20 protein-coding genes are annotated in these 23,926 nt (G+C 64.1%); 8 read left to right on the top strand and 12 right to left on the bottom strand.

The annotated features are described in order from the left end of the window. Positions 1-436: 436 nt before the first annotated feature. Positions 437-1,372: an IS110 family transposase gene (locus tag MKK04_RS08625; protein WP_241105879.1), complete on the top strand. Its 936-nt coding sequence runs from the start codon at positions 437-439 to the stop codon at positions 1,370-1,372. 226 nt (positions 1,373-1,598) lie between these two features. Here MKK04_RS08625 and MKK04_RS08620 read toward each other — a convergent pair whose 3' ends face one another. The 3 genes from MKK04_RS08620 to MKK04_RS08610 form a co-directional block, all read right to left on the bottom strand. After that, complete coding sequence (locus tag MKK04_RS08620) at positions 1,599-6,014, bottom strand: NEL-type E3 ubiquitin ligase domain-containing protein (protein WP_241106458.1); 4,416 nt, start codon at positions 6,012-6,014, stop codon at positions 1,599-1,601. A gap of 183 nt (positions 6,015-6,197) precedes the next feature. Continuing rightward, positions 6,198-7,220 (bottom strand): AraC family transcriptional regulator, encoded by a 1,023-nt coding sequence (locus MKK04_RS08615; RefSeq protein ID WP_207831605.1) that lies wholly within the window; start codon positions 7,218-7,220, stop codon positions 6,198-6,200. 64 nt (positions 7,221-7,284) lie between these two features. Beyond that, positions 7,285-8,148: a LysR substrate-binding domain-containing protein gene (locus tag MKK04_RS08610; RefSeq protein ID WP_207831608.1), complete on the bottom strand. Its 864-nt coding sequence runs from the start codon at positions 8,146-8,148 to the stop codon at positions 7,285-7,287. A 112-nt stretch (positions 8,149-8,260) separates the two neighbouring features. Between MKK04_RS08610 and MKK04_RS08605 the strand changes: the two genes are divergently transcribed. The 3 genes from MKK04_RS08605 (at position 8,261) to panB (ending at position 11,169) form a co-directional block, all read left to right on the top strand. Next, on the top strand, positions 8,261-9,367 hold the full coding sequence (locus MKK04_RS08605) for a 2-aminoethylphosphonate--pyruvate transaminase (RefSeq protein WP_207831610.1): 1,107 nt from the start codon (positions 8,261-8,263) through the stop codon (positions 9,365-9,367). Positions 9,368-9,401: 34 nt separating this feature from the next. Further along, positions 9,402-10,229, top strand: a complete 828-nt coding sequence (gene phnX / locus MKK04_RS08600; protein WP_207831612.1) for a phosphonoacetaldehyde hydrolase — start codon at positions 9,402-9,404, stop codon at positions 10,227-10,229. A 124-nt stretch (positions 10,230-10,353) separates the two neighbouring features. Continuing rightward, complete coding sequence (panB, locus tag MKK04_RS08595) at positions 10,354-11,169, top strand: 3-methyl-2-oxobutanoate hydroxymethyltransferase (protein ID WP_207831614.1); 816 nt, start codon at positions 10,354-10,356, stop codon at positions 11,167-11,169. On the opposite strand, the gene MKK04_RS08590 is transcribed toward panB, so the two are convergent. Continuing rightward, positions 11,157-12,563: an aminotransferase-like domain-containing protein gene (locus MKK04_RS08590; RefSeq protein WP_241106457.1), complete on the bottom strand. Its 1,407-nt coding sequence runs from the start codon at positions 12,561-12,563 to the stop codon at positions 11,157-11,159. The two genes, panB and MKK04_RS08590, sit on opposite strands and share 13 nt — an antisense overlap. Before the next feature lie 81 nt (positions 12,564-12,644). Next, positions 12,645-13,709, bottom strand: a complete 1,065-nt coding sequence (locus MKK04_RS08585; protein WP_207831618.1) for an AI-2E family transporter — start codon at positions 13,707-13,709, stop codon at positions 12,645-12,647. A gap of 133 nt (positions 13,710-13,842) precedes the next feature. Between MKK04_RS08585 and trhP the strand changes: the two genes are divergently transcribed. Then, positions 13,843-15,162 carry a prephenate-dependent tRNA uridine(34) hydroxylase TrhP gene (trhP, locus tag MKK04_RS08580; RefSeq protein ID WP_207831620.1) on the top strand — a complete coding sequence of 440 codons (1,320 nt, stop codon included), beginning with the start codon at positions 13,843-13,845 and terminating at the stop codon, positions 15,160-15,162. 9 nt (positions 15,163-15,171) lie between these two features. Here trhP and MKK04_RS08575 read toward each other — a convergent pair whose 3' ends face one another. Next, positions 15,172-15,822 (bottom strand): hypothetical protein, encoded by a 651-nt coding sequence (locus MKK04_RS08575; RefSeq protein WP_207831622.1) that lies wholly within the window; start codon positions 15,820-15,822, stop codon positions 15,172-15,174. Positions 15,823-16,060: 238 nt separating this feature from the next. On the opposite strand from MKK04_RS08575, the gene MKK04_RS08570 reads away from it, so the two are divergent. Both MKK04_RS08570 and MKK04_RS08565 read left to right on the top strand, forming a co-directional pair. After that, the gene (locus MKK04_RS08570) at positions 16,061-16,489 is read left to right on the top strand and encodes a DUF411 domain-containing protein (protein ID WP_207831809.1); all 429 of its coding nucleotides are present in this window, start codon (positions 16,061-16,063) and stop codon (positions 16,487-16,489) included. Further along, positions 16,489-16,926, top strand: coding sequence for a YqaA family protein (locus MKK04_RS08565; RefSeq protein ID WP_207831624.1), 438 nt, complete (start codon positions 16,489-16,491; stop codon positions 16,924-16,926). The genes MKK04_RS08570 and MKK04_RS08565 overlap by 1 nt, the downstream gene beginning before the upstream one ends. 317 nt (positions 16,927-17,243) lie before the next feature. Here the strand turns inward: MKK04_RS08565 and MKK04_RS08560 are convergent, their stop codons facing one another. The 6 genes from MKK04_RS08560 to MKK04_RS08535 all read right to left on the bottom strand — a co-directional run bounded on the left by MKK04_RS08560 (position 17,244) and on the right by MKK04_RS08535 (position 22,821). Beyond that, on the bottom strand, positions 17,244-17,825 hold the full coding sequence (locus MKK04_RS08560) for a DinB family protein (protein ID WP_207831627.1): 582 nt from the start codon (positions 17,823-17,825) through the stop codon (positions 17,244-17,246). Positions 17,826-17,839: 14 nt separating this feature from the next. After that, complete coding sequence (gene zapE / locus MKK04_RS08555) at positions 17,840-18,946, bottom strand: cell division protein ZapE (protein ID WP_241106456.1); 1,107 nt, start codon at positions 18,944-18,946, stop codon at positions 17,840-17,842. A gap of 106 nt (positions 18,947-19,052) precedes the next feature. Next, positions 19,053-20,201 carry a PQQ-dependent sugar dehydrogenase gene (locus MKK04_RS08550; protein ID WP_207831631.1) on the bottom strand — a complete coding sequence of 383 codons (1,149 nt, stop codon included), beginning with the start codon at positions 20,199-20,201 and terminating at the stop codon, positions 19,053-19,055. 23 nt (positions 20,202-20,224) lie between these two features. Next, on the bottom strand, positions 20,225-20,542 hold the full coding sequence (locus MKK04_RS08545; protein ID WP_063913946.1) for a hypothetical protein: 318 nt from the start codon (positions 20,540-20,542) through the stop codon (positions 20,225-20,227). A 208-nt stretch (positions 20,543-20,750) separates the two neighbouring features. Next, positions 20,751-21,716: an agmatinase gene (gene speB / locus MKK04_RS08540; RefSeq protein ID WP_063913945.1), complete on the bottom strand. Its 966-nt coding sequence runs from the start codon at positions 21,714-21,716 to the stop codon at positions 20,751-20,753. 25 nt (positions 21,717-21,741) lie between these two features. Continuing rightward, complete coding sequence (locus tag MKK04_RS08535) at positions 21,742-22,821, bottom strand: extracellular solute-binding protein (RefSeq protein WP_207831635.1); 1,080 nt, start codon at positions 22,819-22,821, stop codon at positions 21,742-21,744. 102 nt (positions 22,822-22,923) lie between these two features. Between MKK04_RS08535 and MKK04_RS08530 the strand changes: the two genes are divergently transcribed. Continuing rightward, positions 22,924-23,814, top strand: coding sequence for a LysR family transcriptional regulator (locus MKK04_RS08530; RefSeq protein WP_207831637.1), 891 nt, complete (start codon positions 22,924-22,926; stop codon positions 23,812-23,814). Positions 23,815-23,926: the final 112 nt, after the last annotated feature.

Here is a 23,926-nt window from a genome sequence, read left to right as displayed (position 1 = left end):
GGCGATCACCCTCCTCCTGCACGAGCGCTTCGTGCAGGAGGAAATTCGGCTAGGCAAGATCGAGCCTGGGCGCATGGGAGGTTGCCCAGCCCTTTGGGCTGCGCTGTAGCGTAGGGAACCGAGTTCTCAAGCGGTCCGCGTACCCTGTGGGAGCGGCTTTAGCCGCGAAGAATCCAACGCGGTGCATGGCACCGGCTTCGCCGGTGTTCGCGGCTAAAGCCGCTTGTGTCTTGAGAGGGGATTAGAATCTGGAGTGAGAGCGGTGAATGGCAAGCTGAATGCCAGAGGTGCCTTGAGCACGTGTGGGAGCACAAGCTGCCATTCACCGTTCCACTTTGGCGAGAGCCCGAACAGTTGGATGAGGGCCTAATCTCGAACCACAAGCGTGGGCCAAGCCAAAGCTCTCTCACACTGTTGAGTCTAGGAGGTTTTGGCGATGGCTTCCTTCTTGGGTATCGATGTTTCCAGTCTTTCCCTTGATGCACTGGTGCGGCCCCAGGGCATCAGGATCAGCGTGCGCAATGATCCAGCGGGCTTTGAGGAACTGGTGAAGAGCCTTCGAGGGCTCAGCATCAAGCGCATCCTTCTGGAAGCTACAGGCGGCTACGAGCTTGATGTCATGCGCTTTCTCCAGAACGCCAGCTACAAGGTCATACGCGTGAACCCCAAGCGAGCCAGATCGTTCGCGGATTCCTTGGGCATCAAGGCCAAGACCGATGCCATCGACGCCGCAGTGCTGGCCCATTTCGCTGAGGTCATTCCTGACAAGCCAACCCTGAAAACAAGCCCTGAAAGGGCCCTGTTACGAGAACTCCTTCAGCAGCGTGATCGCCTGGTCCAACAGCGAGATGACGATCGGCGGCGCCTGAAGCAGGCCCAGTCAGCAATGGTCGCCAATTTCCTGAAAACCAATCTTCAGCACTTTGCATCGCAGATAAAGTTGGTGGAGCAAGCGATCAAGCGGCAGGCCACAGTGCTCAGCGATGAACGGATAGCCAAACTGGACGAAGTCAAAGGCATCGGGATGGTAACCGCGACCAAGCTGGTAGCGCTCTTGCCGGAACTGGGGCACGTGGAGTCCCGGGAAATAGCCTCTTTGGTCGGTGTGGCCCCCTTCAATCACGACAGCGGAAAGTCCGTGGGCAAGCGCTTTATCTCAGGAGGCCGATTTGAGGTCAGGCGTGCGCTGTACATGGCGTGCCTGGTAGCGGTGAAACATAATCCAACGCTCAAAGCCCGATATGAGGCGCTGCGTGGGCGAGGGAAACTTGCCAAGGTTGCGCTTGTAGCCTGCATGAGAATCTTCATCGTGCGCCTCAATGCGATGCTCAGAACGGGCACGCCGTGGCGGGATGACTTACCGCAGCCATGAAAACATGGCGCAAATCACAGCGTGATCCTGTGGGAGCGGGTTACCCGCGAGACGACACCGCGGAGGATGGCACGGGCTTCGCCCGTGTTCGCGGGCAAGCCCGCTCCCACAGGGGGCGCGCCAGCTTTTAGAAATTGAGCAAGACAGTTGCTCCCACATGGATCGCGCCAGCCTCTAGAAATTGAGCAAGACAGTTGCTCCCACACGGCCCCCCTGAATCAATGACTTATGTGTTGTTCTGCGAGAGGGCCGGCACGTTCATTTCATCCTGGGTGAGCCGTAAGGCAAGCGCATCGTAGGCTTGCTCGGTATCCCGGCGCAGCTGCTTGCAGCGTTGGACATAAGCGCCGCTGCCCAGGGCTTCCTTCTCTTCCTCAAGCTCGTCGATCTGCTTGCTGAAGTCGCTGGAGATCTGCTCGAATGCCTCGGGGTAGCGTTCACGCAGGTACGCCTGCCAGTAGTCTCGCTGGCTGATGTAGCGAACCCGCTCATCACCCGCTTCGGCGTTCAGGACTGCCAGGTAGACGCGATCCAGGTCCTCACTGGCCACACCGGCAACCTGGTGGAACTGCATGCTGCGCGGTTGCCCGATCAGGTTCAGGCGGCTTGCCAGGCCTGTACGATAGGCCAGGCTGACCTCGACCTCATCCACCCCTCGCCCTTCGGCCAGCCGTGCCTGGAAATCAGCACGGGCAAAGTGCTCCACCTGATCGAGACGGAACAGGCGCTGTGCCAACTCCAGGCGGGCATTACGCGTGGCGACCGGGTTTTCACCATGAGTCACCTGCAGTACCCGCATTCGGATTTCGAGCTGACTGAAACAGTGCGCCACGCTGTCGACACAGGTACGCGGGTCTGCAGCCCGCTCGAACAGTTCATCACGAATCAGTGTATTGCTGGTCGCAGCGTCTATCATCGCCCACACCCTTCGCGACAGGTCGTCACGGGCCACACGAAAATCGGAACTCTCGGTCAGCTCTGCCAGTAGCTGGAAGAACTGCACATGCCCAGGTTCACCCTGCAGGGCATCCCACTGTGCAGCCTTGGCCGCCTGCTCGGGCTCGGCGAGCGCCCCAAGCCAGGTGGTTCGTGCCCGCAAAGGATCTGCAGCTTCAGCAGGCTCTTCAGCATCGGGAACCTGGCCATGGGCATGTTCCGCCTCCGGTCCAAGGAGACGCTCACGATCGGCTGCCGTCAGCGGATTACCATCGACCCACACCGCCCGACGCAAGGCCAACGGCGCATCGAGTAACGCCTGTGGCAGGCTGGATATCTGATTGCCGCGCAGATCGGCATACTCGAGCAGGCCACACCACTCCAGCCCCCTTGGCACCGCCTGCAGACCTGCCCGGCTCAGATGTAGCTCTCGCAGGCGCGATAACTGATTGAAGCGCAGGCTGATCGAGCCGAGCATGTTTTCACTCAGGTCGAGGATGCGCAGACGAGCCAGGCCCGCCAGCGCGTCGACATGTGGTGCCGTCAGCCGGATCCGGTTGCGGGGCAGCCGCAGATGGCGCAGGCGCGTCAGCCCGGCGAGGCCTTCCGGAATCGCACGCAAGGCATTGTTGCCAAGGTCCAGGCGGCGCAGCTCGGGGAAGGTGCGCAGAAAGCCGGCTGGAAGAGACTCCAGGCGCATACCGACCAGTACCATGTCCGTAATGTGGGTAAAATCCGTCCCCTCCGGCAGGGTCGGCAGGCTGCCCGCCGGCACGCCGATGATGCTGAGCCGCATTCCTCCGGGCTCACCATTGCGATAGATCACCCTCTCCCCTTCAAGGCGCCAGGCACGGCGAAGTGCATCGGCAACCGCCTGCCGGTGGCCACGGGTTGTCTCGGCAACTGCGTCAGTCCAAAGCCGCAGGGCTTGATCCATCCGTCGATAATCCCCCTCCTGACGCAACAGCGTGGTATAGGCCGAGCTCGATTGTGCCAATAGCAGCTGCAGGTACCGCTCTACCTCCTCATCATCGAAGGCGGGATAGAGGCTACCGATACGACGCCGCAGAACCTGCCCGTGCGCTTGACTGGAAGCGCCCCTGCCACTTAGCAGATAACCTGCCCGCCCATCGGCCAGACGATGCATGAGGGGCGCCATGGGCCTGGCCTCACGCCAGCCGAGCAGTCGTATCAGTTCCAGGCGGTCACGTGGCAGCCAAGTCTGAAACGATGAGCGGATACGCCCGGCAGCGTCCTCGCCCGTCCAGCCTTGGCGTTGCAGGAACGTGGGCGGCAGACAGGCCGCAAGTACCTCGAAAAGCCCCTCAGGCTGGGCGACCTCGATGTCGCGGGTACGGCCCATGTCGTCGAACAGTTCGAAGCGCCCCTCACGCCATACCATTTCCGTCACGGACTGCGCGCCATTGCGCTCAGGGAAAAGCCGATCCAGTACCGGCCCGGTTGCAGAGCCCTCGCGCAGCACCAGGTTCACCCCACCCGGTGTCAAGCCGCGGCGGCGTAGCAAGGAGAACGCCAGGGATACTGCATCGGCACGATAACTGTTAGGTAGATAAAGTACTTCGCGCATCCTGGTCAGGCGCGCCTGTTGCAGCGCGCCGCGCGCCCGCTCGGCCAATGCCAGCGGCACTCGCGCTTCGTTGGTCATGCGTTCGCGCGATTCGGCACTGGCGCTTTTCAGCAGATCCAGCGCATAGGCATCTGGCAGTCCGGGGAAGCTGCCCTTGAGTGTGGCCAGCAGTGGATCAGGGGCAAGGTAACGCTGGGCGAAATGCTCCAGCATCGGCCCGCGCAACCGTTCGGCCGACTGGCGGATCGACCGGGTTTGCTCTACCAGGTTCTCCCCTTGCAGTTCCAACGTGTCGATACACCACTGCAACGCTTCGGTGTCGTCGCCTGCCACATCCACTTGCGCAAAGAACGCATCGACCCGGGCATCGGCAGCAAAGCGCTCCAGCGTATCGCGCAACCTGATGGGCAGGGGGCGGCCTTCCACCCATAGCCCACGCAAATACGCCTCGTCCACATCCGCTACCGCCAGGATCTGAGTGATCCGCTCCGCATCCAGCTCTGCTGCGCCAGGCCAGAGACCTTTGACCAGCCTCTGCGCCCCCTGCCACGCCAGCGGACGCTCCCAGGCAAGCCGCCAGGCACGCTCACCATTGCTTTCCAGCGCCGGCCCGAACACGCCTGGCCCGTCGCGATGCAGCAATCGCCAAGTGCCCGCCGCATCGCGGCGTACCCTGTAAAGCACAGCGTCGCGCCGCCACCAGTAGGCCTGGCCATCGCTGAGCAGCCCATTGTCCAGTTCAGTCAAGGATGCCGTGGTCGAGCGCTGCTCATAAGGTTGCAGGTCGTAGCGCCACAGTCGCTGCTCGCCCGCCTCGGTGGTAACCGGCTCCAGCTGCTCGACAAAGGTACTGCGCAGCACCTGACCACCTGCTGTGACGGTGGCGCCAGTGGCCAGTGTCGCTGCGACCTCCAGCAGGTGCTCCGTCGCTTCGTGCTGGTGCCCCTGCAGCCAGTCGCCGCTCCCCTCGAACACATGGCCAAGCACCTGTCGGGCCAGGTCAACCAGCAGCAAGGCGCCAACGACTGGCACGAACAGACCCACCAGGTTCAGCAATACCAGGCCCGCCGTTTCCAGTGCCTGCAATCGCGCTGCGGCCGACCGGGCATTCGCCTGCGCCGTCGGCACAGCCAGGAAAGCAGCATCCGCCTCGATACGTCGCACGTGTCTGGCAGCCAAGCTTGCAAAAAGCTCACCGTCACTGGCAAGCAAGCCGGGCTCCAGGTCCGGCTCGTCATCCTGCAGGCGCTTGCGCAGCAGCAGTTGATAGTCCACCTGCTTGTCCAGGGCGATGCGTCGGGCAATTGCCTTTCGAAAATCGGCACCGCACATCAACCTGGCCAAGGTACGGTTTGCCGATGCCCAGTCGTCGAACCGTTGAAAGGGTTGCTCCCGATCATCTGGCAGATAGAGCAGCACCGCCTGCAAGCGATCCGGATTGAAAACCAGGCCAGGCATACCGCTAACGGTGCCAGTCCACTCGAATGCCAGTGCGCCGTCCACGGCTTGCCCAAGCACCTGCAAGACGCCCATACCCAGGCGCAGGCTCGAAGGCAACTGTGCAGGTTCGCCCTTGCCTAGCTGGCGTAGCATCCGTAGATCGCTGCCCGCCAATTGCCCTTTCATGGCCGCGATCTCGACAGCTGCCGCCATGCACAGCCGCGTATCCTTGGCCAACTGGCGCCTGAAGGCTGGCGTCAGCGTTTGCTTCAAGTGCTCCTGGTAAGCCTTACCCACATCCACCCTGCGGCACAGACTGACGATTTCATCGATCCGTTGGGTGAGAACCTGCTCAGCACCATCTGGTGCTTGCCCCTCACGGATCACCGCTGTCTGCTCGAAATAGGACTCGCCATTCTTGAAGTTCTGCAAGAGTTTCTGCAGCAGCGGCACCGTCACGAAATACGACTCGAAATTGCGCACCGAGCCCTGCACGACCTCCAGCCGGCGGCGTTCTTCCCGCCATCGGTCGTGGGTCACATCGATGTCCAGCTTCAGCTGATCCTTCAGCGCCTGCTCCAGGCGCTGGGCGGCAAACTGCTCGAGCGGCTGCAGCGCCTGCAGGGCCGCAGCCATGTCCTTCTGGCTCTGCAGATGCGCCGTCATGCTGGCACGCAAGGCCTGGACCTGCTCATGCGCAGCGTTTTTCAGCCATGGGGGCAAGTGTTCGCCAATGAAGTCATCAGCCGGGTGCAGCAGTTTTGCGAGGATCCTGTCGGGCATGGTCGAATACCTCTGAATGGTTCGACCTGCCAGCCTGAACCTGCTCAGGGCATCCCGGCAGCGGGAAGGGCTGGCTCCTCAGCGCAGCCCATCTCGCGCCTGGATCACGGCACGGTAGTGCCCTGGGTTGCAGCCGAACCATTTGCGAAATGCCTTGTAGAACGAGCTGCTGTCGGCAAAGCCCAGGTGCTCGGCGATCTCGGCCATGGGCCGTTCACCCTGGCTGAGCCAGGCGATGGCCAGTTCGCGCCGCACACTGTCCTTCAACCCTTGGTAAGTCTGCCCCTCCTCCCCCAGGCGTCGGCGCAATGTCGAGGCTGACAGACTCAATTGGCGGGCCACGGCATCGGCATCGGGCCATGCGCCAGGGTCCAGGTGCAACAGGTTGGTACGGATACGCCGCCCCAGGCTGGCCGGATCACGATATTTGACAAGAATGTTGCCAGGCGCCTCGGCCAGAAAGCGCTGCAGGTCATCTGCCGAGCGCCGCAGCGGCAGGTCGAGGCAGTCGGCGGCGATGATCATGCGCGTGCGTGGGCGGCCGAATTGCAGGTTTTCCGAGAACATCACCCGGTAGTCATCGCAGAACGGCGGTTCGGCGCAACGCAGGTCCACGGCCAGGATCGGAATTCGCCGCCCCGCCAGCCAGCAGGCCACGCCGTGCACGATCATCCAGAAGGTGAAATAGGTGAAGGCACGCCGAGGTTGGTCCCGCGGCTCGTTGATGACGATCTCGGCCAGGCTCTGCTGGCGTACCAGGCCCGGCTGCAAGTCTTCGAGCATCAGGGACAGAAAGGCCAACAACGTTTCCAACCCTTCGGCCAGGGTTGGTTGGGCCATGCTCGCCCGGCACATGAACGCCAGGCTGCCAGTGCGCAGCCCACGCGGGTCCATGGCGAAAAATTCGTCGTTGCAGCGACGGGCCAACAGCCGCCAGAGGTTTGCGTAGGATTCGGCACTGACCCGGGCCTCGGGCAATTCAAGTTGCCGGATGTCGATACCGGCACGGGCCAGCAAACCAGCATCGGGTTGCCCGGCCGGGCAGGTCTGCAACAGCGCTTCGCGCACCAGTTGCATGGAGATGGTGTCTTTTTCGCTCATCGGCCATCCAGTCTGCTCTATGCCGGCCATCTTAGGCCTGCCCGCAAAAAACACCAGCCCTGACCTACAGGCTGGCAGCCAAACCCAGGAAGGCCTGAATCAGGCGCAATTCACGACGGCGCTCCAGGCAGCCGAGCATGTGCTGATTGACCAGCCCTGCACCGGCCAGCGGGCGTGCCACAACCCTCGGGTCGTTGGCCACCTCGGTGGATGACACCACACCAATGCCCAGCTCCGATGCCACCGCCTCGGTAACCGCCTCACGGCTATCCAGTTCGAGCAACACCTTGGGCTGCACTGCCGCGCTGATACAGGCCTTGTCGAAGGTACGCCGGGTGGTCGAACTCGGCTCGCGCAGCACCATGATCTGCTGGTGCAGCTCGGTCAGTGGCAAGTCGCCTTCGGCGCTGGCCCAGGCGTGCCCCGCCGGCAGCAAGGCGCACAGGCGCGACTCGCAGAGCGGCTGCAGATGCAGGCCCTTGCGCGGTTCGATCTCGGTCAGCACCGCCACATCGGCATGCTCGCCGAGCAGTGCGGCCAAGGTTTCCTGGGCATTGCCCAGGCGCAGGTTCACCGTGATGCCCGGGTAACGCTCACGCAGTACCGCGAGCATCGGCATGACCCGGTGCGGGCCATCGGCAGCCACCTCAAGACGCCCGGTCAGCAACTGGCGGTTGGCCTCGAGCATGGCCTGCGCCTCTTCGGCAAGGCCGAACATGGCGCGGGTTATCGCCGCCAGGCGGGTGCCCTCTTCGGTCAGTTCCACCCGCCGGGCAGTGCGGCGCAGCAAGGTGATCTGGTAATGCTCCTCCAGCGCCTTGACGTGGCCAGTCACTGCCGGCTGGCTGATGAACAGCCGCGCCGCAGCGCGGGTGAAGCTGCCTTCACGGGCAACGGCGTCGAAGGCACGCAGCTGGAACAGGTTCATTTCTATCGGCCTGACTTATAGCTCGGATAACAACAAACAATTTGATTGATACAAGCGGGAATTGCAACCTAGGCCCCGTAGTTTCAGCCCACCGCTTGTGAGGAATAACGGAATGAGCAACGCCCCGATTCTGCTTACCCCCGGTCCCCTGACCACATCAATCCGCACCCGCCAAGCCATGCTGGTGGACTGGGGCTCCTGGGACCGCGACTTCAACCAACTGACTGCCAGTGTCTGCGAGCAACTGCTGGCGATCATCGACGGCAGCGCCAGCCACCACTGCGTGCCCCTGCAAGGCAGCGGCACCTTCGCCGTGGAAGCGGCTATCGGTACCTTGGTGCCGCAGGACGGCAAGGTGCTGGTGCTGATCAACGGCGCTTATGGCCAGCGCCTGGCAAAGATCTGCAAGGTACTGGGCCGCGCCTACAGCACCTTCGAAACCGCCGAGGACCAGCCGACCACTGCCGCCGACGTCGACCGCCTGCTGGCCACCGACCCGGGCATTACCCATGTCGCGCTGATCCACTGCGAAACCAGCACCGGCATCCTCAACCCGCTGCCCGAGATCGCCCAGGTGGTCAAAGGCCACGGCAAGCGCCTGATCATCGACGCCATGAGCTCGTTCGGTGCGTTGCCGATCGACGCCCGCAAAATCCCCTTCGAAGCGCTGATCGCCGCTTCCGGCAAGTGCCTGGAAGGCGTACCCGGCATGGGCTTCGTATTCGCCGAAAAAACCGCCCTGGCTGCCGCCGAAGGCAATGCCCATTCGCTGGCCATGGACCTGCACGACCAGCACACCTACATGGCCAGGACCGGCCAGTGGCGCTTCACCCCGCCGACCCATGTGGTCGCCGCCCTACACGAAGCGCTGCAGCAGTACAACGAGGAAGGTGGCCTGCCGGCGCGCCACCAGCGCTACGCCGACAACTGCAAGACCCTGCTCGACGGCATGGCTGCCATCGGCCTGCGCAGCTTCCTGCCCGCCGAGATCCAGGCGCCGATCATCGTCACCTTCCACGCACCGAAGGATGCCCGCTACCAGTTCAAGGACTTCTACGAGCGAGTCAAGGCCAAGGGTTTCATCCTCTACCCGGGCAAGCTGACCCAGGTGGAAACCTTCCGCGTCGGCTGCATCGGCGTGGTCGGAGCGGATGGCATGCAGGCCGCCGTGAATGCCGTGGCCGAGGTGCTGCGGGAAATGGAAGTGCTGGACATCTGACCCTTTGCCCACCCGATCTCAGGAACAAGCGCACATGAACTACAGCAACCCCACCCAGCTGCAAGCCGCCATCCTCGACTGGGCCGGCACCGTGGTCGACTTCGGCTCCTTTGCCCCGACCCAGATCTTTGTCGAAGCCTTTGCCGAATTCGATGTGCAGGTGTCCATCGAAGAAGCCCGTGGCCCGATGGGCATGGGCAAGTGGGACCACATCCGCACCCTGTGCGATGTGCCGGAAATTGCCGAGCGTTACCGCAAGGTATTCGGTCGCACCCCGACCGACGATGATGTCACCGCCATCTACAACCGCTTCATGCCACTGCAGATCGAGAAGATCGCCGTGCACTCGGCGCTGATCCCCGGGGCCCTGGAAACCCTCACCGGGCTGCGCCAGGACGGCCTGAAGATCGGCTCGTGCTCGGGCTACCCGAAGGTGGTGATGGACAAGGTGGTGGAACTGGCCGCGCAGAACGGCTACGTGGCCGACCATGTGGTGGCCACCGACGAAACCCCGAACGGCCGCCCATGGCCGGCCCAGGCCCTGGCCAACGTGATCGCGCTGGGTATCGACGATGTGGCGGCGTGCGTGAAGGTCGACGACACCGTGCCGGGCATTCTCGAAGGCCGCCGCGCCGGCATGTGGACCGTGGCCCTGGTGTGCTCGGGCAATGCCCTGGGGCTGACCTGGGAAGGCTACCGCGCGCTGAGCGCCGAGAAGCTGGAAAGCGAGCGCCAGCGCATCCACGCACTGTTCGCCGGCAGCCGTCCGCACTACCTGATCGACACCATCAACGAACTGCCCGAAGTGATCGCCGACATCAACCGCCGCCTGGCCAAGGGCGAGATGCCGCAAACCTCCTGAGCCGGCATTGGGGCCGCTTTGCGGCCCCTTGTTCTGGGTTGCGATCTGGCCCGAATCTGTACATTGAGTTGCCGCGGAAATTGCCAAAACATGGGCCCTCCCTGTCCTGAGATGCCCAGCCCCAATGAGCACACACACCCGCACCCGGCGCCTGACAATCCCGCAACTGGTGGCCATGAAAGGTCAGCAGAAGATCGTCTCGCTGACCGCCTACTCCAGCACCATCGCTCAAGTGATCGACCCGCTGGTCGACTTCATCCTGGTCGGCGACTCCACGGCCATGGTCGGCTACGGTCGACCCTCCACCCTCGGCATGCGCCTGGACGAGACCATTGCCCATACCCGCGCCGTGGTCGACAGCACCCGCCTGGCCTGCGTGATCGCCGACATGCCGTTCGGCAGCTACCAGGAGTCCCATGAACAGGCGTTTCGCAACTGCGCCAAGGTACTGGCCAGCAGCGGCTGCGATGCCGTCAAGCTGGAGGCCAACCAGGCGTTGGCGAGCACCGTCGAGTTCCTTGTCGCACGTGGCATCCCGGTAATGGCACACATCGGCCTGATGCCCCAGTTCGTCAATGCCATGGGGGGTTACAAGGCCCAGGGGCTGAGCGAGGACAGTGCTGCAACGCTACGGGCCGACGCGCAGGCCAACCTGCGCGCCGGCGCTTTCAGCCTGCTGCTCGAAGGCGTGGCCGAGCCAGTGGCCCGCGCCATCACCGAAGCCAGCGCCAAACCGACCATTGGTATTGGCGCCTCACCCGCCTGCGATGGCCAGGTGCTGGTGACCGAAGACCTGCTAGGTCTGGGCAGCGCTCATGTACCGCGCTTCGTCAAGCAGTATGCCGACGTCGGCCAGGTAATCCGCGAGGCCTGTAACAGCTATGCGCAAGAAGTACGCAACGGCATGTTTCCAACCCGGCAACACTGCTACGGCGTTTGAGCTTCATCCTCGATGGCCTTGACCAGGCATTGCAAGGCCAAGGCAATATCCTTGCTCCAGTCCACGCTGCAACACAGCCGCAGGTGGCTGCGCCAAAGGCCGCACTGGCTGAAGATTTCCCCTGGGGCAATGACGATGCGCTGCGTCAGCAACCGGGCGAAGACCCGGCACATGTCCACCGGGCGGGTCGCCTGCAACCACAGGCTGGCCCCGCCCTGCGGCTCGATGATATGCAGGCGCCCCTGGCCGTGCGTCTGCAATAGCGCCGCCATCTGTTGCAGGCGTTCCTGCAGCAGGGGCCGCAACCGCTGTAAATGCTGCTCAAGCCGGCGCGAGGTGAACAGCCTGGCGATCGCTCGCTGACGAATGGGTGAAAGGCGGAAGGCGCGCTCAAGAAAGAGCTGCTGCAAGCGATCGACATGATGCCGGCATAGCAGATAGCCAAAGGGCGCCTCCGCACCAATCAGCTTGTCGAAGGTAGAGAACACCAGCAGCCGGTCGGGGTCGGCGAAGTCGCGGTAGCGTGGCGCTGCCGGATGGAAACACAACTCGCCGTAAGCATCGTTTTCGAAAAGCCACACATTGTACTCGGCCAGCCAGTGGCAGATTTGCTGCTTGTCTGCCGCCGGCATCAGCCCACCTTGTGGCACGTTGGCCGCCGACGACAGCACAGCCAGGCGAACCGGTTGATCGCACAGCAACTGGTGAAAGTGCTGCAGGTCGAAACGCCCGTCTTCACCCAATGGCACTTCAATGATGGTCATGCCTGCCGCCTGCAACTGCCGCAATACCGCCCAGTTGCAAGGCGACTCCACCAGCGCCACCTGGCCCTCGAGGCCGAGGGCGCGCAATGCCAATTCAAGGACGCTGCGCAGGTCTGCACCGATGAACACCTGGTTGGCCTGCCAGTAGTGCTGCGCCGAATGGGTGTAGCGGTCGGCCAGCACGCTGCGCAGCTCCGGCTCACCGAACGGTTGGTACAGGGGGGCCTGTGCACGTGGGTACTGGCGCGCCAGTTCGCGCTCGATCATCAGCAGTGGCTGCTCCAGCGACAGCAGCATGGCTGGCGCATCACTGCCCAAGGCGAGCATACCCGGCTGACGGGCGCTGGCGAATACCGTGTCAAGCAGGCCCGGGGAATGCCCGCGCAATGCAGATGGGCGAGTGCGGGTGAAGTAGCCCTGCTTGGGACGTGCATACACCCGCCCTTCATCTTCGAGCAGCGCATAGGCGTACTTGGTGCTGGATACCGAAACGCCAAGGCGCCGAGCCAGCTCGCGCAGCGACGGTAGGCGTTGTTCCACGTTGCATGGGGCTGCCTCGATCCGCTCGAGCAGGTAGCGGTAAACCGCTTGGTAGGTGTATTCGGGGTTGCTGTTCGGCCTGTTTTCCATAACCTGATCCATGCACGGCTTTTTATAGGAGCGTCCTTGTGTCGCGCCTACACTGAACCCGACAGGCCCGCCGGTAAAGCCCTACTGTGGCAACTGCACCTGCGGCTTGGTCGCGGCAAAGATCGCCCAGCTCGACACGAACAGCGCCGCGATCAACGGCCCGATCACGAAGCCGTTGAGCCCGAACACCGCCAGCCCGCCCAGCGTCGACACCAGGATCAGGTAGTCCGGCATGCGCGTGTCCTTACCCACCAGGATCGGCCGCAGCAGGTTATCCACCAAACCGATCACCAGCACGCCGAACGCGGTCAGGATCAGCCCCGGCAATATCGCCCCGGTCAGCAGGAAATACGCCGCCACCGGCGCCCACACGATCCCTGCCCCTACCGCCGGCAACAGCGACAGAAACGCCATCAGTACCGCCCACACCAGCGCACTCGGGATATCCAGCACCCAGAAGATGAAACCGCCCAGCGCCCCCTGGGTAATGGCCACCAGCACGTTGCCTTTCACCGTCGCCCGCACCACACGGTTGAACTTCAGCTGCAAACGGCGCTTCTGCTGCTCGGGCAGCGGCACCGCCAGACGCACCTGGCGGGCCACCTCCGCGCCTTCGCGCAGGAAGAAGAACAGCAGGTACATCATGATGCCGAAGCTGATCACGAACTCGAATGTTCCCTGCCCAAAGTTGAACGCCTGGCTGGCCAGCACCTGGCTACCCTGGGTGGCCCACTTGCTGATCTTGTCGCGCAGCCCGTCGAGGTTGCCCATGCCCATGCTGTCCAGGCCCTGCTGGGCAAACGCCGGGAGCATGTCCTTGCCGCGCTCGACATAACCGGCAATATCCAGCTCCCCGTGCTCGATGCGCTGGTACAGGGCGGCGCCCTCCTGCACCAGCAGTGCACTGGTGATGATCACCGGCAGGATCGCCACCAGCAGGCATACCAGCAAGGTGGTAGCCGCGGCCAGGTTGCGCCGGCGGCCGAAACGCAGCAGCAGGTGACGCTGCAGCGGGGCGAACAGGATGCCGAGTATCACCGCCCAGAAGATCGCACCGTAATACGGCAGCAGGATCCAGACGAAGGCAATGGTCACCAGCGCCAGCAGTACTGCCAGGGCTTTGTTCTGCAGGGCGGTCTGGTTCATCGCGGGTCCTCGCATGGCTTATGCGGTATTAGTGCACCACGTCTGGGCAAAAGTGCCGCTTTTCCCTTGATGCAAATCAATACGCGCCGTGTCCGCCAGCCCTAGCATCCTCGCCTTTTGCCCCGGTGCGCACATGAACCCTACCGCCAAGCCCGAACTGCTGGCCCCCGCCGGCACCCTCAAGACCATGCGCTACGCCTTTGCCTATGGTGCCGACGCGGTCTACGCCGGCCAGCCGCGCTACAGCTTGCGGGTGCGCAACAACGAGTTCGACCATGCCAACCTGGCCCTGGGTATCCAGGAGGCGCATGCCCTGGGCAAACGCTTCTACGTGGTGGTCAACATTGCCCCGCACAATGCCAAGCTCAAGACCTTCCTCAAAGACCTGGCACCGGTGATCGAGATGGCGCCGGATGCGCTGATCATGTCCGACCCCGGCCTGATCATGCTGGTGCGCCAGCACTTCCCGCAAATGGCGGTGCACCTGTCGGTGCAGGCCAACACGGTCAACTGGGCCAGTGTGCAGTTCTGGCAGCGGCTGGGCCTGAGCCGGGTGATCCTGTCGCGCGAACTGTCGCTCGAAGAGATCGAGGAAATCCGCCAGCAGGTGCCGGACATGGAGCTGGAGGTATTCGTCCACGGCGCCCTGTGCATGGCCTACTCCGGCCGTTGCCTGCTGTCAGGCTACCTCAACAAGCGCGATGCCAACCAGGGCACCTGCACCAACGCCTGCCGCTGGAAGTACGACGCCACCCCCGCCACCGAGAATGCCACCGGCGACATCGTGCGCGAAGTGCAACCGACCCTGGGCCTGGGTGCGCCGACCGAGCAGGTATTCCTGCTGCAGGAGAGCAACCGCCCCGGCAGCGAAATGCCAGCGTTCGAAGACGAGCACGGCACCTACATCATGAACGCCAAGGACCTGCGCGCCATCCAGCACGTCGGGCGCCTGGCCACCATGGGCGTGCACTCGCTGAAAATCGAAGGCCGCACCAAGTCGCACTTCTATTGCGCCCGCGCCGTGCAGTCGTACCGCCAGGCGATCGACGATGCGGTGGCTGGGCGGCCCTTCGACCGCTCACTCATGGACAACCTCGAATCCCTGGCCCAACGCGGTTACACCGAAGGTTTTTTGCGCCGCCACGTGCACGACGAATACCAGAACTACCAGCGCGGCAACTCGGTGTCCGAGCGCCAGCAGTTCGTTGGCGAGCTGACCGGGGAGCGCGTCGACGGCCTGGCCGAGGTCAAGGTGAAGAACCGCTTCGCCGTGGGCGACCACCTGGAACTGATGACCCCGCGCGGCAACTACCACTTCGATCTCGAGCACATGAGCAACGGCCAGCAGCAACCGCTGCAGGTCGCCCCGGGCGATGGCCACACCATCTACCTTCCTGTTCCCGAACAGGTGCCGTTGGCATACGGCCTGTTGATGCGTGACCTGCCAACTTGAGCGAGGTGGCTAGAGTTCAATCCTGGTAACGGCGCCAAGCCGTCGGGCGCCCAACTCTTTACGGATCTGCTGACGAAAAGCGGCAAAACGTTCCACATCGAAACGGTAAGCAGTACCAGTGTTCCACACGACGATGTCACGCTGGGTCTCGCTCCAGAATCCGAAGTCCCGTAACTCGACGGTGCCGTTGAAACGGAAGGCGTAGACCGCCAGATGGATCTGGCCGGTCTCGTCCTTCTGGCAGGGGGTTATCAGAAACGATGAGGCGACGTCGTCCTGCCAGCCAGACTGCAAAAACTTCCTGGCGTGTGCACTGATTCGCAATTCCTGCATGGACGCACGCGCCAGCTGGGCCAACAGCGTCGGTGTGCTGCCTGTGCCGATGGGCCCGAGCCTGGTATCGAAGTCGTCATGGTCCCTGATGACCTGGGGCGGTAACTCCAGGGCGGCCGTCCTTACGCAGCCATGTTTCTCCAGGCGATTGCGGAAGCGGTCGAACCAACTCTTCCATAGCTCGTCCCGGTCGAGGAAGCGGCTTGCGAACTCGTCGGCATGGTCCAGCAACGTTTGCACGTCCAGGCGCTCCTCTTCAGACAGGTTTGGTCCGATACCAATCAGATTGGTCTTGGAGTACAACAGGCAGTCCAGTGGTAGGGTCATGATCAACCAGGCTCTCGGATAGGTCGGCCAAACGTTAGCCCGCATGCTGGCGGGCCGGCATCCGGAACCAGTACCTGGCAGATAAACCGGCCGCGCTGCGACTGGGGGCCACTTGCGCTATGCTGCTGGCCAACCGCTGGATACTGGACCGAACCACGGGCCGCAACGACGCCGGACGCAAGCAAGGTGCAGGCCTGGTCACTGGTGTCCACCTGTGTTTCCAAAGGAGTGCTTCATGATGCTGCATAAACACTTGCTGACCCTGGGCTTGCTGGCCGTCACCGGCCTGGCCCAGGCCGCCGAGACCATCGACGTCTACCGCGACCCCAACTGCGGCTGCTGCAAGGCCTGGATCAGCCACCTGCGCGACAACGGCTTCACCGTCAACGACCATGTCGAGCCGAACATGAGCGAGGTCAAGCAACGCCTGGGCGTGGCACCACGCCTGGCGTCGTGCCATACCGGGGTGATCGATGGCAAGTTCGTCGAAGGCCACGTGCCGGCCGAGCAGGTGCGCCTGCTGGCCAAGCGCAACGACCTCAAGGGCCTGGCCGTACCAGGCATGCCCATGGGCTCGCCCGGCATGGAAATGGGTGACCACAAGGATGCCTACCAGGTCATCGGCGTGACCCAGGACGGCAAGGACACCGTGGTTGCCAACTACTGATGCTCAGCCTGTGGGCGCTGTTCCTCAGCGCCTTCGGCGCCGCCACCCTGCTACCGCTGCAATCGGAGGCTGTGCTGGTCGGTCTTTTGCTGCGCCAGCCCGAGGCCTGGGCCACCCTGCTGCTGGTGGCTACCCTGGGCAATGTGCTGGGCTCGGTGGTCAACTGGGTGCTGGGGCGAGCCATCGAGCACCTGCGTGACAAGCGCTGGTTTCCGTTCAGCCCTGCCCAGCTGGAGCGCGCGCAGCAGCGCTACCAGCGCTGGGGGCAATGGTCGCTGCTGCTCAGCTGGATGCCTGTGATCGGCGACCCGCTAACGCTGATCGCGGGCATCATGCGTGAGCCGTTCTGGCGCTTCCTGCTGCTTGTGGCCCTGGCCAAGGCCGGGCGCTATGCGGTGCTGACGATGGTCACCCTGGGCTGGTTTCACGCCTGGTAAAACCTGTTGGGCTGACAGGCGTATGTCGTGAGATGTTCGGCGCCTGTGAGATCGAGCGCCGCCCGCGCGGCGCATCGCGAGCGAAGCTCGCTCCTACGTTTGTTTCGGGCCAATTATTCCTGTGCGATTTGCGCGCGAACGCTTTGGCGCATGACTCGATATCGGGTGGTACAAATAAGGCGGTCGCGCGCGCTGGCACAGGCGATACTGGCCCGAAACAGATGTAGGAGCGAGCTTCGCTCGCGATGCGCCGCGCGGGCGGCGCTCGATCTCACAGGCGCCGAACATCTCACGACATACGCCTCCCACAGAGGCCCCTACACTTTCCAGACCTGCTCCTCTGTCCAGCCCAGCTCGGCAAAATCCCCTGCCCGCAACCCCGCCTCTTCCTCGCAGAAAAACTCATCCAGTTGCGGCGGCCTCACCGCCGTATCACTGAGCATCGCATGCACCTGCCCGCGGTGATGCACCTGGTGCTCGAACAGGTGCGCCAGCAGGCGCAGCCGTTGCTCGCGCTGTACCCGCTCGGGGCGCACGATGTTCACATAGCGCCCCAATTCAGCATCGCGCAGGCCCCGGCAATAGGTGATCAGCCGGTGATCGGCCTGGGCCTGCTCGGCATGCAGGTCGGTGCAGGTGGCGAAGGGCTGTTCCGGCTCGAAGAAACGCTCGCCGTCAGCGTCAGGCAGTTCGCCGCGCTGCTCGCACTCGAGCATGTGCAGGTAGAACCAGTCCACCGTGAGCAAGTGGTTGAGGGTGGCCTTGATCGACGGGAAAAAGCTGCAGCGCGGGGCGACGAACTCGTCCTGGGTCAGTTGCAGGCAGGCCTTGTACAGGCGGTGGTTGGCCCAGCCATTGTTGTAGGCCTGGGTCAGCAGATGATGCGACAGCGGCTCCATGGTTCGGCTCCTTTTCAGGCGAAGCGTTGCAGTTGCATCTCCCGTAGCCGGCTCAGGGTCCGTTGGTACGGGAACGCCAGATACCCTTGAGTGTAGAGGGCATCCAGCGGCACCTGTGCCTCCAGGTACAACGCCACGCGGCGGTCGTAGCATTCGTCGACCAGGGCAATGAAGCGGCGCACCGCGTCGTCCTTGGGCGAGAGCGCCGGCAGTTCGCGGTCGCCCGCCACCACCCGCGCCGCAGCATCCTCGGTGCCACGGGCAATGCGCCCGGCCCGCTGTTCCCCACCAAGCGCAGGAATGCCCGACACCAGGATGGCCGGGAAACGGTCGCACAGGGCCATGAACTCCATGGCCGCCAAGGGTTGTTCGCACAGGTCGGTGAAGCGGCACCAGATGGCCTGCGCGCTGCGCCGCACCACCTGCACCTGCCGGGAGCCGATGGCCAAGGGCTGATCGTGGCCCGCATCGCTCGGGCTAAGCTGGCGGAACACCTCGCCCAGCTGGCTGGCCTGCCCCGCTTGCGCCACCCAGTAGCGCTGGCGCTCGACACCGGGGTGCAGGCGGTGGTCCTGCTCGCCGGCTACCGGCAGTACCTGCATGTGCCGCTGGATGGCGGCGATGGCCGGCAGGAAACGCTCGCGGTTGAAGCCGTCACGGTAGAGCTGCTCGGGTGGCTGGTTGGAGGTGGCGACAATCACCACGCCTTGGTCGAACAGTACCTGGAACAGGCGGCCGAGGATGATCGCGTCGCCAATGTCGTTGACGAACAGCTCGTCGAAGCACAGCACGCGAATCTGCCCGGCCAGTTCCCCGGCCAGCGCCAGCAGCGGGTCGGCGGTGCCGTTGAGCTGGAACAGGCGCTGGTGGACCCAGGCCATGAAGTGGTGGAAATGCTGACGCCGGCTGGGTACCCGCAAGCAGCGGTGGAACTGGTCCATCAGCCAGGTCTTGCCGCGACCGACCGGGCCCCAGAGGTAGATACCCCGGGTGGGGCGGCCCTGCTCGACAGACTGGAAACAGGCCTGCAAGGCCTCGACGGCACGGGCCTGGGCAGGGTCGGCGACATAACCCTGGGTGCTCAGGGCCTGCTGGTAGAGGGAATGGGGATCGATAGCCATGCGGCATTCTACACGGCTGACACCCCGCAGACCTCGCAGGAACAACCGTCTGCCCCAAATTCAAAAGGCTGCCGCTCCCACAGGGGCCGCGTACGGCAGTAAGTAATCAGGCGTCGCCCAAGCCTACCTTGAGCAGCGCGCCGTCCTTGTCATCGGTCAGCACATACAGGTAGCCATCCGGCCCCACCCGTACATCGCGGATACGCGCCTTCAGCTCACCCAGCAAACGCTCTTCATGCACCACCTTGTCGCCATCCAGCTGCAGGCGGATCAGCTCCTGGGTCGCCAGCGCACCAATGAACAGGTTGTGGTCCCAGGCCTTGAACGTGGGGCTGTCGTAAAACGCCATGCCGCTGATGCCTGGCGATTTCTCCCATACATGGTGTGGGTCGACCATGCCCTGCACATGCTTGCCCTTGGCCTCGGGGATGGGCAGAAGCGAGTAGTTGATGCCGTGGGTCGCAATCGGCCAGCCATAGTTCTTGCCGGGCTCGGGAATGTTGATCTCGTCGCCGCCACGCGGGCCGTGCTCGTGGGTCCACAGCTTGCCGGTCCAGGGGTTGAGCGCGGCGCCTTGCTGGTTGCGGTGGCCGAACGACCAGATCTCTGGCCGCACGTTGTCCTTGCCGACGAAGGGGTTGTCCCTGGGCACCTCGCCGTCCGGCAAGATACGCACGATCTTGCCTTGCAGTTTGTCCAGGTCCTGGGCAGTTGGGCGCTGGTTGTTCTCGCCAAGGGCGATGAACAGGTAGCCGTCGCGGTCGAACACCAGGCGCGAGCCGAAGTGGTTGCCCTCCGACAGCTTGGGCTGCTGGCGGAATATCACGCTGAAGTTTTCCAGCCGGGCGCGGTCCTGGGACAACTGGCCACGACCGACCGCTGTGCCGGCCCTGCCATCACTGCCCTCTTCGGCGTAGGACAGGTAGACAGTGCGGTCCTTGGCGAACTCCGGCGACAGCACCACATCCAGCAGGCCGCCCTGGCCCTCGGCCCAGACCTTGGGCACACCGCTGATCGGCGGGCCGACCTTGCCTTCGGCATTGACCACCCGCAGGTTGCCGGCGCGCTCGGTGACCAGCATGTCCTTGCCGCCCGGCAGGAATGCCAGGGCCCAAGGGTTGCGCAGGCCATCGGCCACTGTGCTGACGGTCAAGGTGCCTTCTTCACTGCGGAACTGCTGTTCGGCCGCCGCCTGCGCCAGCAGGGGCAGCAGTGCGGCGGTGGTCAGGGTGACAAGCCAGGGTGCTCGAAGCATGCAGGATTCCTTTCGTAGGGCGGTCAAGGCGCGCGCGGGTTGCCGCGGGGTGGTCGAGTGGGCTCCAGGTTCGGGGTTTGCTGCTGGCGGCGCAGGTTGTCGCCGTTGCCGATGCCGCGGTTGTCCAGGGTTGGCGTGCGCTGGTACGGGTCGGTGGACGGGCCGCGCACCGGCGGTGTGGCCGGCATGCTGCCCTGGCGGCTGTTGGGGTTGGCGCGCTGGATCGGGCTGTTGTAGGGGTTGTTGTTGCCGGCGGCGAGTTGCAAGGGCGGTTCGGGGGCCGCTTGCACAGGCAGGTACAGGGCCAGGCCGAGGGCCAGGATGGGCAATGTCGGGGTCATGCTTCACCTCCTGTACGAAAATGCCGCGCCTGGTGGGTTTGATAGCCTAAGGCGCGAAGGGTTCGCGGCAAAAGTGTGAATATGGGGGGAGATGATTCCTGATGTTTCAGTATGGGCCTTGGGGGCTGCTGCGCAGCCCTTTAGCGATACAAGGCCGCTCCCTGTGGAGCAGCCTTGTGCTGCGAATGGGCCGTAAAGCGGCCCCAGGTTACTGGCCCTTGTCCACCTTGTGCCGCGCCGCATACAGGCACAGCATTTCCATCGCCAGGGTGGCCCCCGCCAGCGCGGTGATGTCGGCATGGTCATAGGCCGGCGCCACCTCCACCAGGTCCATGCCCACCAGGTTGATGCCGCGCAGCCCGCCGAGGATCTCCAGCGCCTGCACCGTGCTCAACCCGCCGCACACCGGCGTGCCGGTACCGGGCGCGTAGGCCGGGTCGAGGCAGTCGATATCGAAGGTCAGGTACACCGGCCGCTCGCCCACCCGCTGGCGAATCGCCGCGATTACCGCCTCGGTGCCCTGCCGGTGCACCTGGCGGGCGTCGAGGATGGCAAAACCCTGGCTGTCGTCATTGGTGGTGCGCAGGCCGATCTGCACCGAGCTGGCCGGGTCCACCAGGCCTTCGCGGGCCGCATGCCAGAACATGGTGCCGTGGTCGATGCGCTGGCCTTCCTCGTCCGGCCAGGTGTCGCTGTGCGCATCGAAGTGAATCAGCGCCAGCGGACCATGGCGGCGGGCATGGGCCTTGAGCAGCGGGTAGCTGATGAAATGGTCGCCGCCCAAGGTGAGCATGGCGCAGCCTGCTTGCAGAATATGCGTGGCATGGGCCTCGATGCTGTCCGGTACCGACTGCGGGGTGCCGCTGTCGAAGGCGCAATCGCCATAGTCGATCACCGCCAGGTGGTCGAACGGGTCGAACGCCCACGGCCAGTGCCGGGCCCAGGCCTGCTGCACCGAAGCGGCGCGGATCGCCCGTGGGCCGAAGCGCGCACCAGGGCGGTTGCTGGTGGCAGTATCGAACGGCACACCGCTGACCACCACATCGACGCCACGCAGGTCACGGCTGTAGCGGCGGCGGGAGAAACTGGTAATGCCGGCGTAGGTACTTTCCGCAGCGGTGCCATACAGGCTGTCGCGGGTCATGGCCTGGTCGTTGTTTGCTGCTTGCTCCACGGTCGGGCTCCTTTGTCGTCATGGGTTACTGGCGGCTGCGGAACGCGGTCCACAGGCGGTTGCGCTGGCGCAGGTCGGCCAGGGCCATGCTGCGGTCGGCATACAGGCGCTGGCGCACCGCGGCCGGCGGGTAGATGTCCGGGTCGTTGCGCACCGCTTCATCCACCAGCGGCGTGGCCGCCTGGTTGGCGTTGGCGAAGAACAGCGTGTTGGTCAGCGCGGCCACCGACTCGGGCTTGAGCATGAAGGCGATGAACGCCCGCGCGGCCTCGGGGTGCGGGGCGTCCCTGGGGATGACCAGGTTGTCCTGCCACACCAGCGTGCCTTCGCGGGGGATGCGGTAGATCAGCTCGAACGGCTTGCCGGCGCGGCGCGCCTGGTCGGCGGCCATCGCCGCATCACCGTTGTAGGTCAGCGCCAGGCACACGCTACCGTTGGCCAGGTCGCTGATCTGCCGGCCATTGGCGACGTAGCTGATCGACGGCTGCAGCTGGCTCAGCAGGTTCTGCGCGGCGGCCAGGTCGTCCTTGTTCTGGCTGTAAGGGTCCTTGCCCAGGTAGTTCAGGGCCACGCCGATCACCTCCTGCGGCGAGTCGGGCATGGCGATGCCGCAGTCCTTCAGCCGGCTGGCGTACTCGGGCTTGAACAGCAGGTCGAGGCTGTCCAGCGGCACATCGCCCAGGCGCTGGCGCACGGCCTCCACATTCACCCCCAGGCCCAGTGTGCCCCAGGTGTAGGGCACGGCATGGCGGTTGCCGGGGTCGGCCTCGGCGAGCTTGGCCAGCAGGTCCTTGTCGAGGTTGGCGTAGCCGGGCATGGCCTGGGGGTCGAGCGGTTGCAGGGCGTTGGCCTTGAGCGCCCGGGCCAGCACGGCCGACGACGGCACCACCACGTCATAGCCGCTGCCACCGGTCAGCAGCTTGGTTTCCAGTACCTCGGTGGTGTCGAAGGTGTCGTAGCGGACCTTGTAGCCGGTTTCCTGCTCGAAGCGCTGGAGGGTTTGCGGGGCGACGTAGTCGGCCCAGCTGTAGAGGTTGACGACCTTTTCTTCGGCCTGCAGCGGCAAGGCCAGGACCAGGGACAGCAGGCACAACGATCGACGCATGGCGGACACCTCGGCAAATGGGTGGATGCCGCGAGCATGCCAGCCGGGTTACATTGCAGGAATGGCAAGTTTGCAAAGCTGACATTCATCAGGAGCAATGTAATGCTCGGACAAGTGCACGACCCCGACCTGCACCTGCTGCGGCTGTTCGTCACTGTAGTCGAGGCCGGTGGCTTCAGCGCCGCGCAAGGCGTGCTGGGCCTGAGTCAGCCCACCATCAGCCAGCGCATGGCGCAGCTGGAAACGCGGCTGGGCTACCGCCTGTGCAGCCGCGGCAAGGGTGGTTTTCACCTGACGGAAAAAGGCGCGTTGTTGCTGGACGCCGCCCGTGGGTTGCTGCTGAACATCGAGCAGTTTCGCCAGCAGGCCAATGGCGTTGCCGGGCGGCTGCTGGGGACCGTGCGGATCGGCATGGCGGAGCACCAGGACAAGGCGGTAAGCCTGAAGCTGGCGGCGGCCATTGCGGCGTTTCGCAGGCGCGAGGAGGCGGTGCAGCTGGAACTGATCAGTGCCCCGCCGGCAGAGCTGGAGCGGTTGTTGCTGGAGCAGCGGCTGGATTACGCCATCAGCTACTTTTCCGGCAACCAGGCAGCCTTCGATTACCAGCCGCTGTTCGAGGAGCGGCAACGGCTGTATTGCGGCAAGGGGCATGTGCTGTTCGGTGAGGCTGGCGTTGGGCGGGAGCGGTTGCTGGCGATGGACCAGGTGCGCCATCCGTACCGGTTGCTCAAGGGCGGCGAGCCGTTCCAGAGCCAGCGCAGCATGGCGGTGGCGGAGCAGATCGAGAGCGTGCTGACGTTCATTCTGTCGGGGCGGCATATTGGCTATCTGCCGTGCCATTGCGCACAGGGGTGGGAGGCTGAAGGGCTGTTGTGGGCGCTGGACCCGGGGCTGGACTTTGTGGTGCCGTTTACCCTGGCCAGGCACCGGGCGCAGGCGGTTGGCGAGGCACAGCAGGCGTTTGCGCAGGATTTGCTGGCGGCGTTTGCCTGACCTGGCCTCTTCGCGGGTGAACCCGCTCCCACAGGGTTCTCACACAGCCTGAGGGCTGCGCCGTGCCTGTGGGAGCGGGTTTACCCGCGAAGAGGCCGGGACAGACAACACC

Origin of the sequence: Pseudomonas sp. LS.1a (genome assembly GCF_022533585.1) — a bacterium.
GTDB lineage: Bacteria > Pseudomonadota > Gammaproteobacteria > Pseudomonadales > Pseudomonadaceae > Aquipseudomonas.
Note: the sequence above shows the minus strand (reverse complement) of the source record. Positions and strands in the feature narration are given on the sequence as shown.

Coding starts and splice junctions, on each gene's coding strand:
- MKK04_RS08545 (WP_063913946.1), bottom strand. CDS start 20,542: ATGACCCCGACATTGCCCATCCTGGCCCTCGGCCTGGCCCTGTACCTG.
- MKK04_RS08570 (WP_207831809.1), top strand. CDS start 16,061: ATGCTGCATAAACACTTGCTGACCCTGGGCTTGCTGGCCGTCACCGGC.
- MKK04_RS08610 (WP_207831608.1), bottom strand. CDS start 8,148: ATGAACCTGTTCCAGCTGCGTGCCTTCGACGCCGTTGCCCGTGAAGGC.
- MKK04_RS08605 (WP_207831610.1), top strand. CDS start 8,261: ATGAGCAACGCCCCGATTCTGCTTACCCCCGGTCCCCTGACCACATCA.
- MKK04_RS08615 (WP_207831605.1), bottom strand. CDS start 7,220: ATGAGCGAAAAAGACACCATCTCCATGCAACTGGTGCGCGAAGCGCTG.
- MKK04_RS08550 (WP_207831631.1), bottom strand. CDS start 20,201: ATGCTTCGAGCACCCTGGCTTGTCACCCTGACCACCGCCGCACTGCTG.
- MKK04_RS08625 (WP_241105879.1), top strand. CDS start 437: ATGGCTTCCTTCTTGGGTATCGATGTTTCCAGTCTTTCCCTTGATGCA.
- MKK04_RS08575 (WP_207831622.1), bottom strand. CDS start 15,822: ATGACCCTACCACTGGACTGCCTGTTGTACTCCAAGACCAATCTGATT.
- MKK04_RS08535 (WP_207831635.1), bottom strand. CDS start 22,821: ATGCGTCGATCGTTGTGCCTGCTGTCCCTGGTCCTGGCCTTGCCGCTG.
- trhP (WP_207831620.1), top strand. CDS start 13,843: ATGAACCCTACCGCCAAGCCCGAACTGCTGGCCCCCGCCGGCACCCTC.
- zapE (WP_241106456.1), bottom strand. CDS start 18,946: ATGGCTATCGATCCCCATTCCCTCTACCAGCAGGCCCTGAGCACCCAG.
- phnX (WP_207831612.1), top strand. CDS start 9,402: ATGAACTACAGCAACCCCACCCAGCTGCAAGCCGCCATCCTCGACTGG.
- MKK04_RS08585 (WP_207831618.1), bottom strand. CDS start 13,709: ATGAACCAGACCGCCCTGCAGAACAAAGCCCTGGCAGTACTGCTGGCG.
- MKK04_RS08560 (WP_207831627.1), bottom strand. CDS start 17,825: ATGGAGCCGCTGTCGCATCATCTGCTGACCCAGGCCTACAACAATGGC.
- MKK04_RS08565 (WP_207831624.1), top strand. CDS start 16,489: ATGCTCAGCCTGTGGGCGCTGTTCCTCAGCGCCTTCGGCGCCGCCACC.
- panB (WP_207831614.1), top strand. CDS start 10,354: ATGAGCACACACACCCGCACCCGGCGCCTGACAATCCCGCAACTGGTG.
- MKK04_RS08590 (WP_241106457.1), bottom strand. CDS start 12,563: ATGGAAAACAGGCCGAACAGCAACCCCGAATACACCTACCAAGCGGTT.
- MKK04_RS08530 (WP_207831637.1), top strand. CDS start 22,924: ATGCTCGGACAAGTGCACGACCCCGACCTGCACCTGCTGCGGCTGTTC.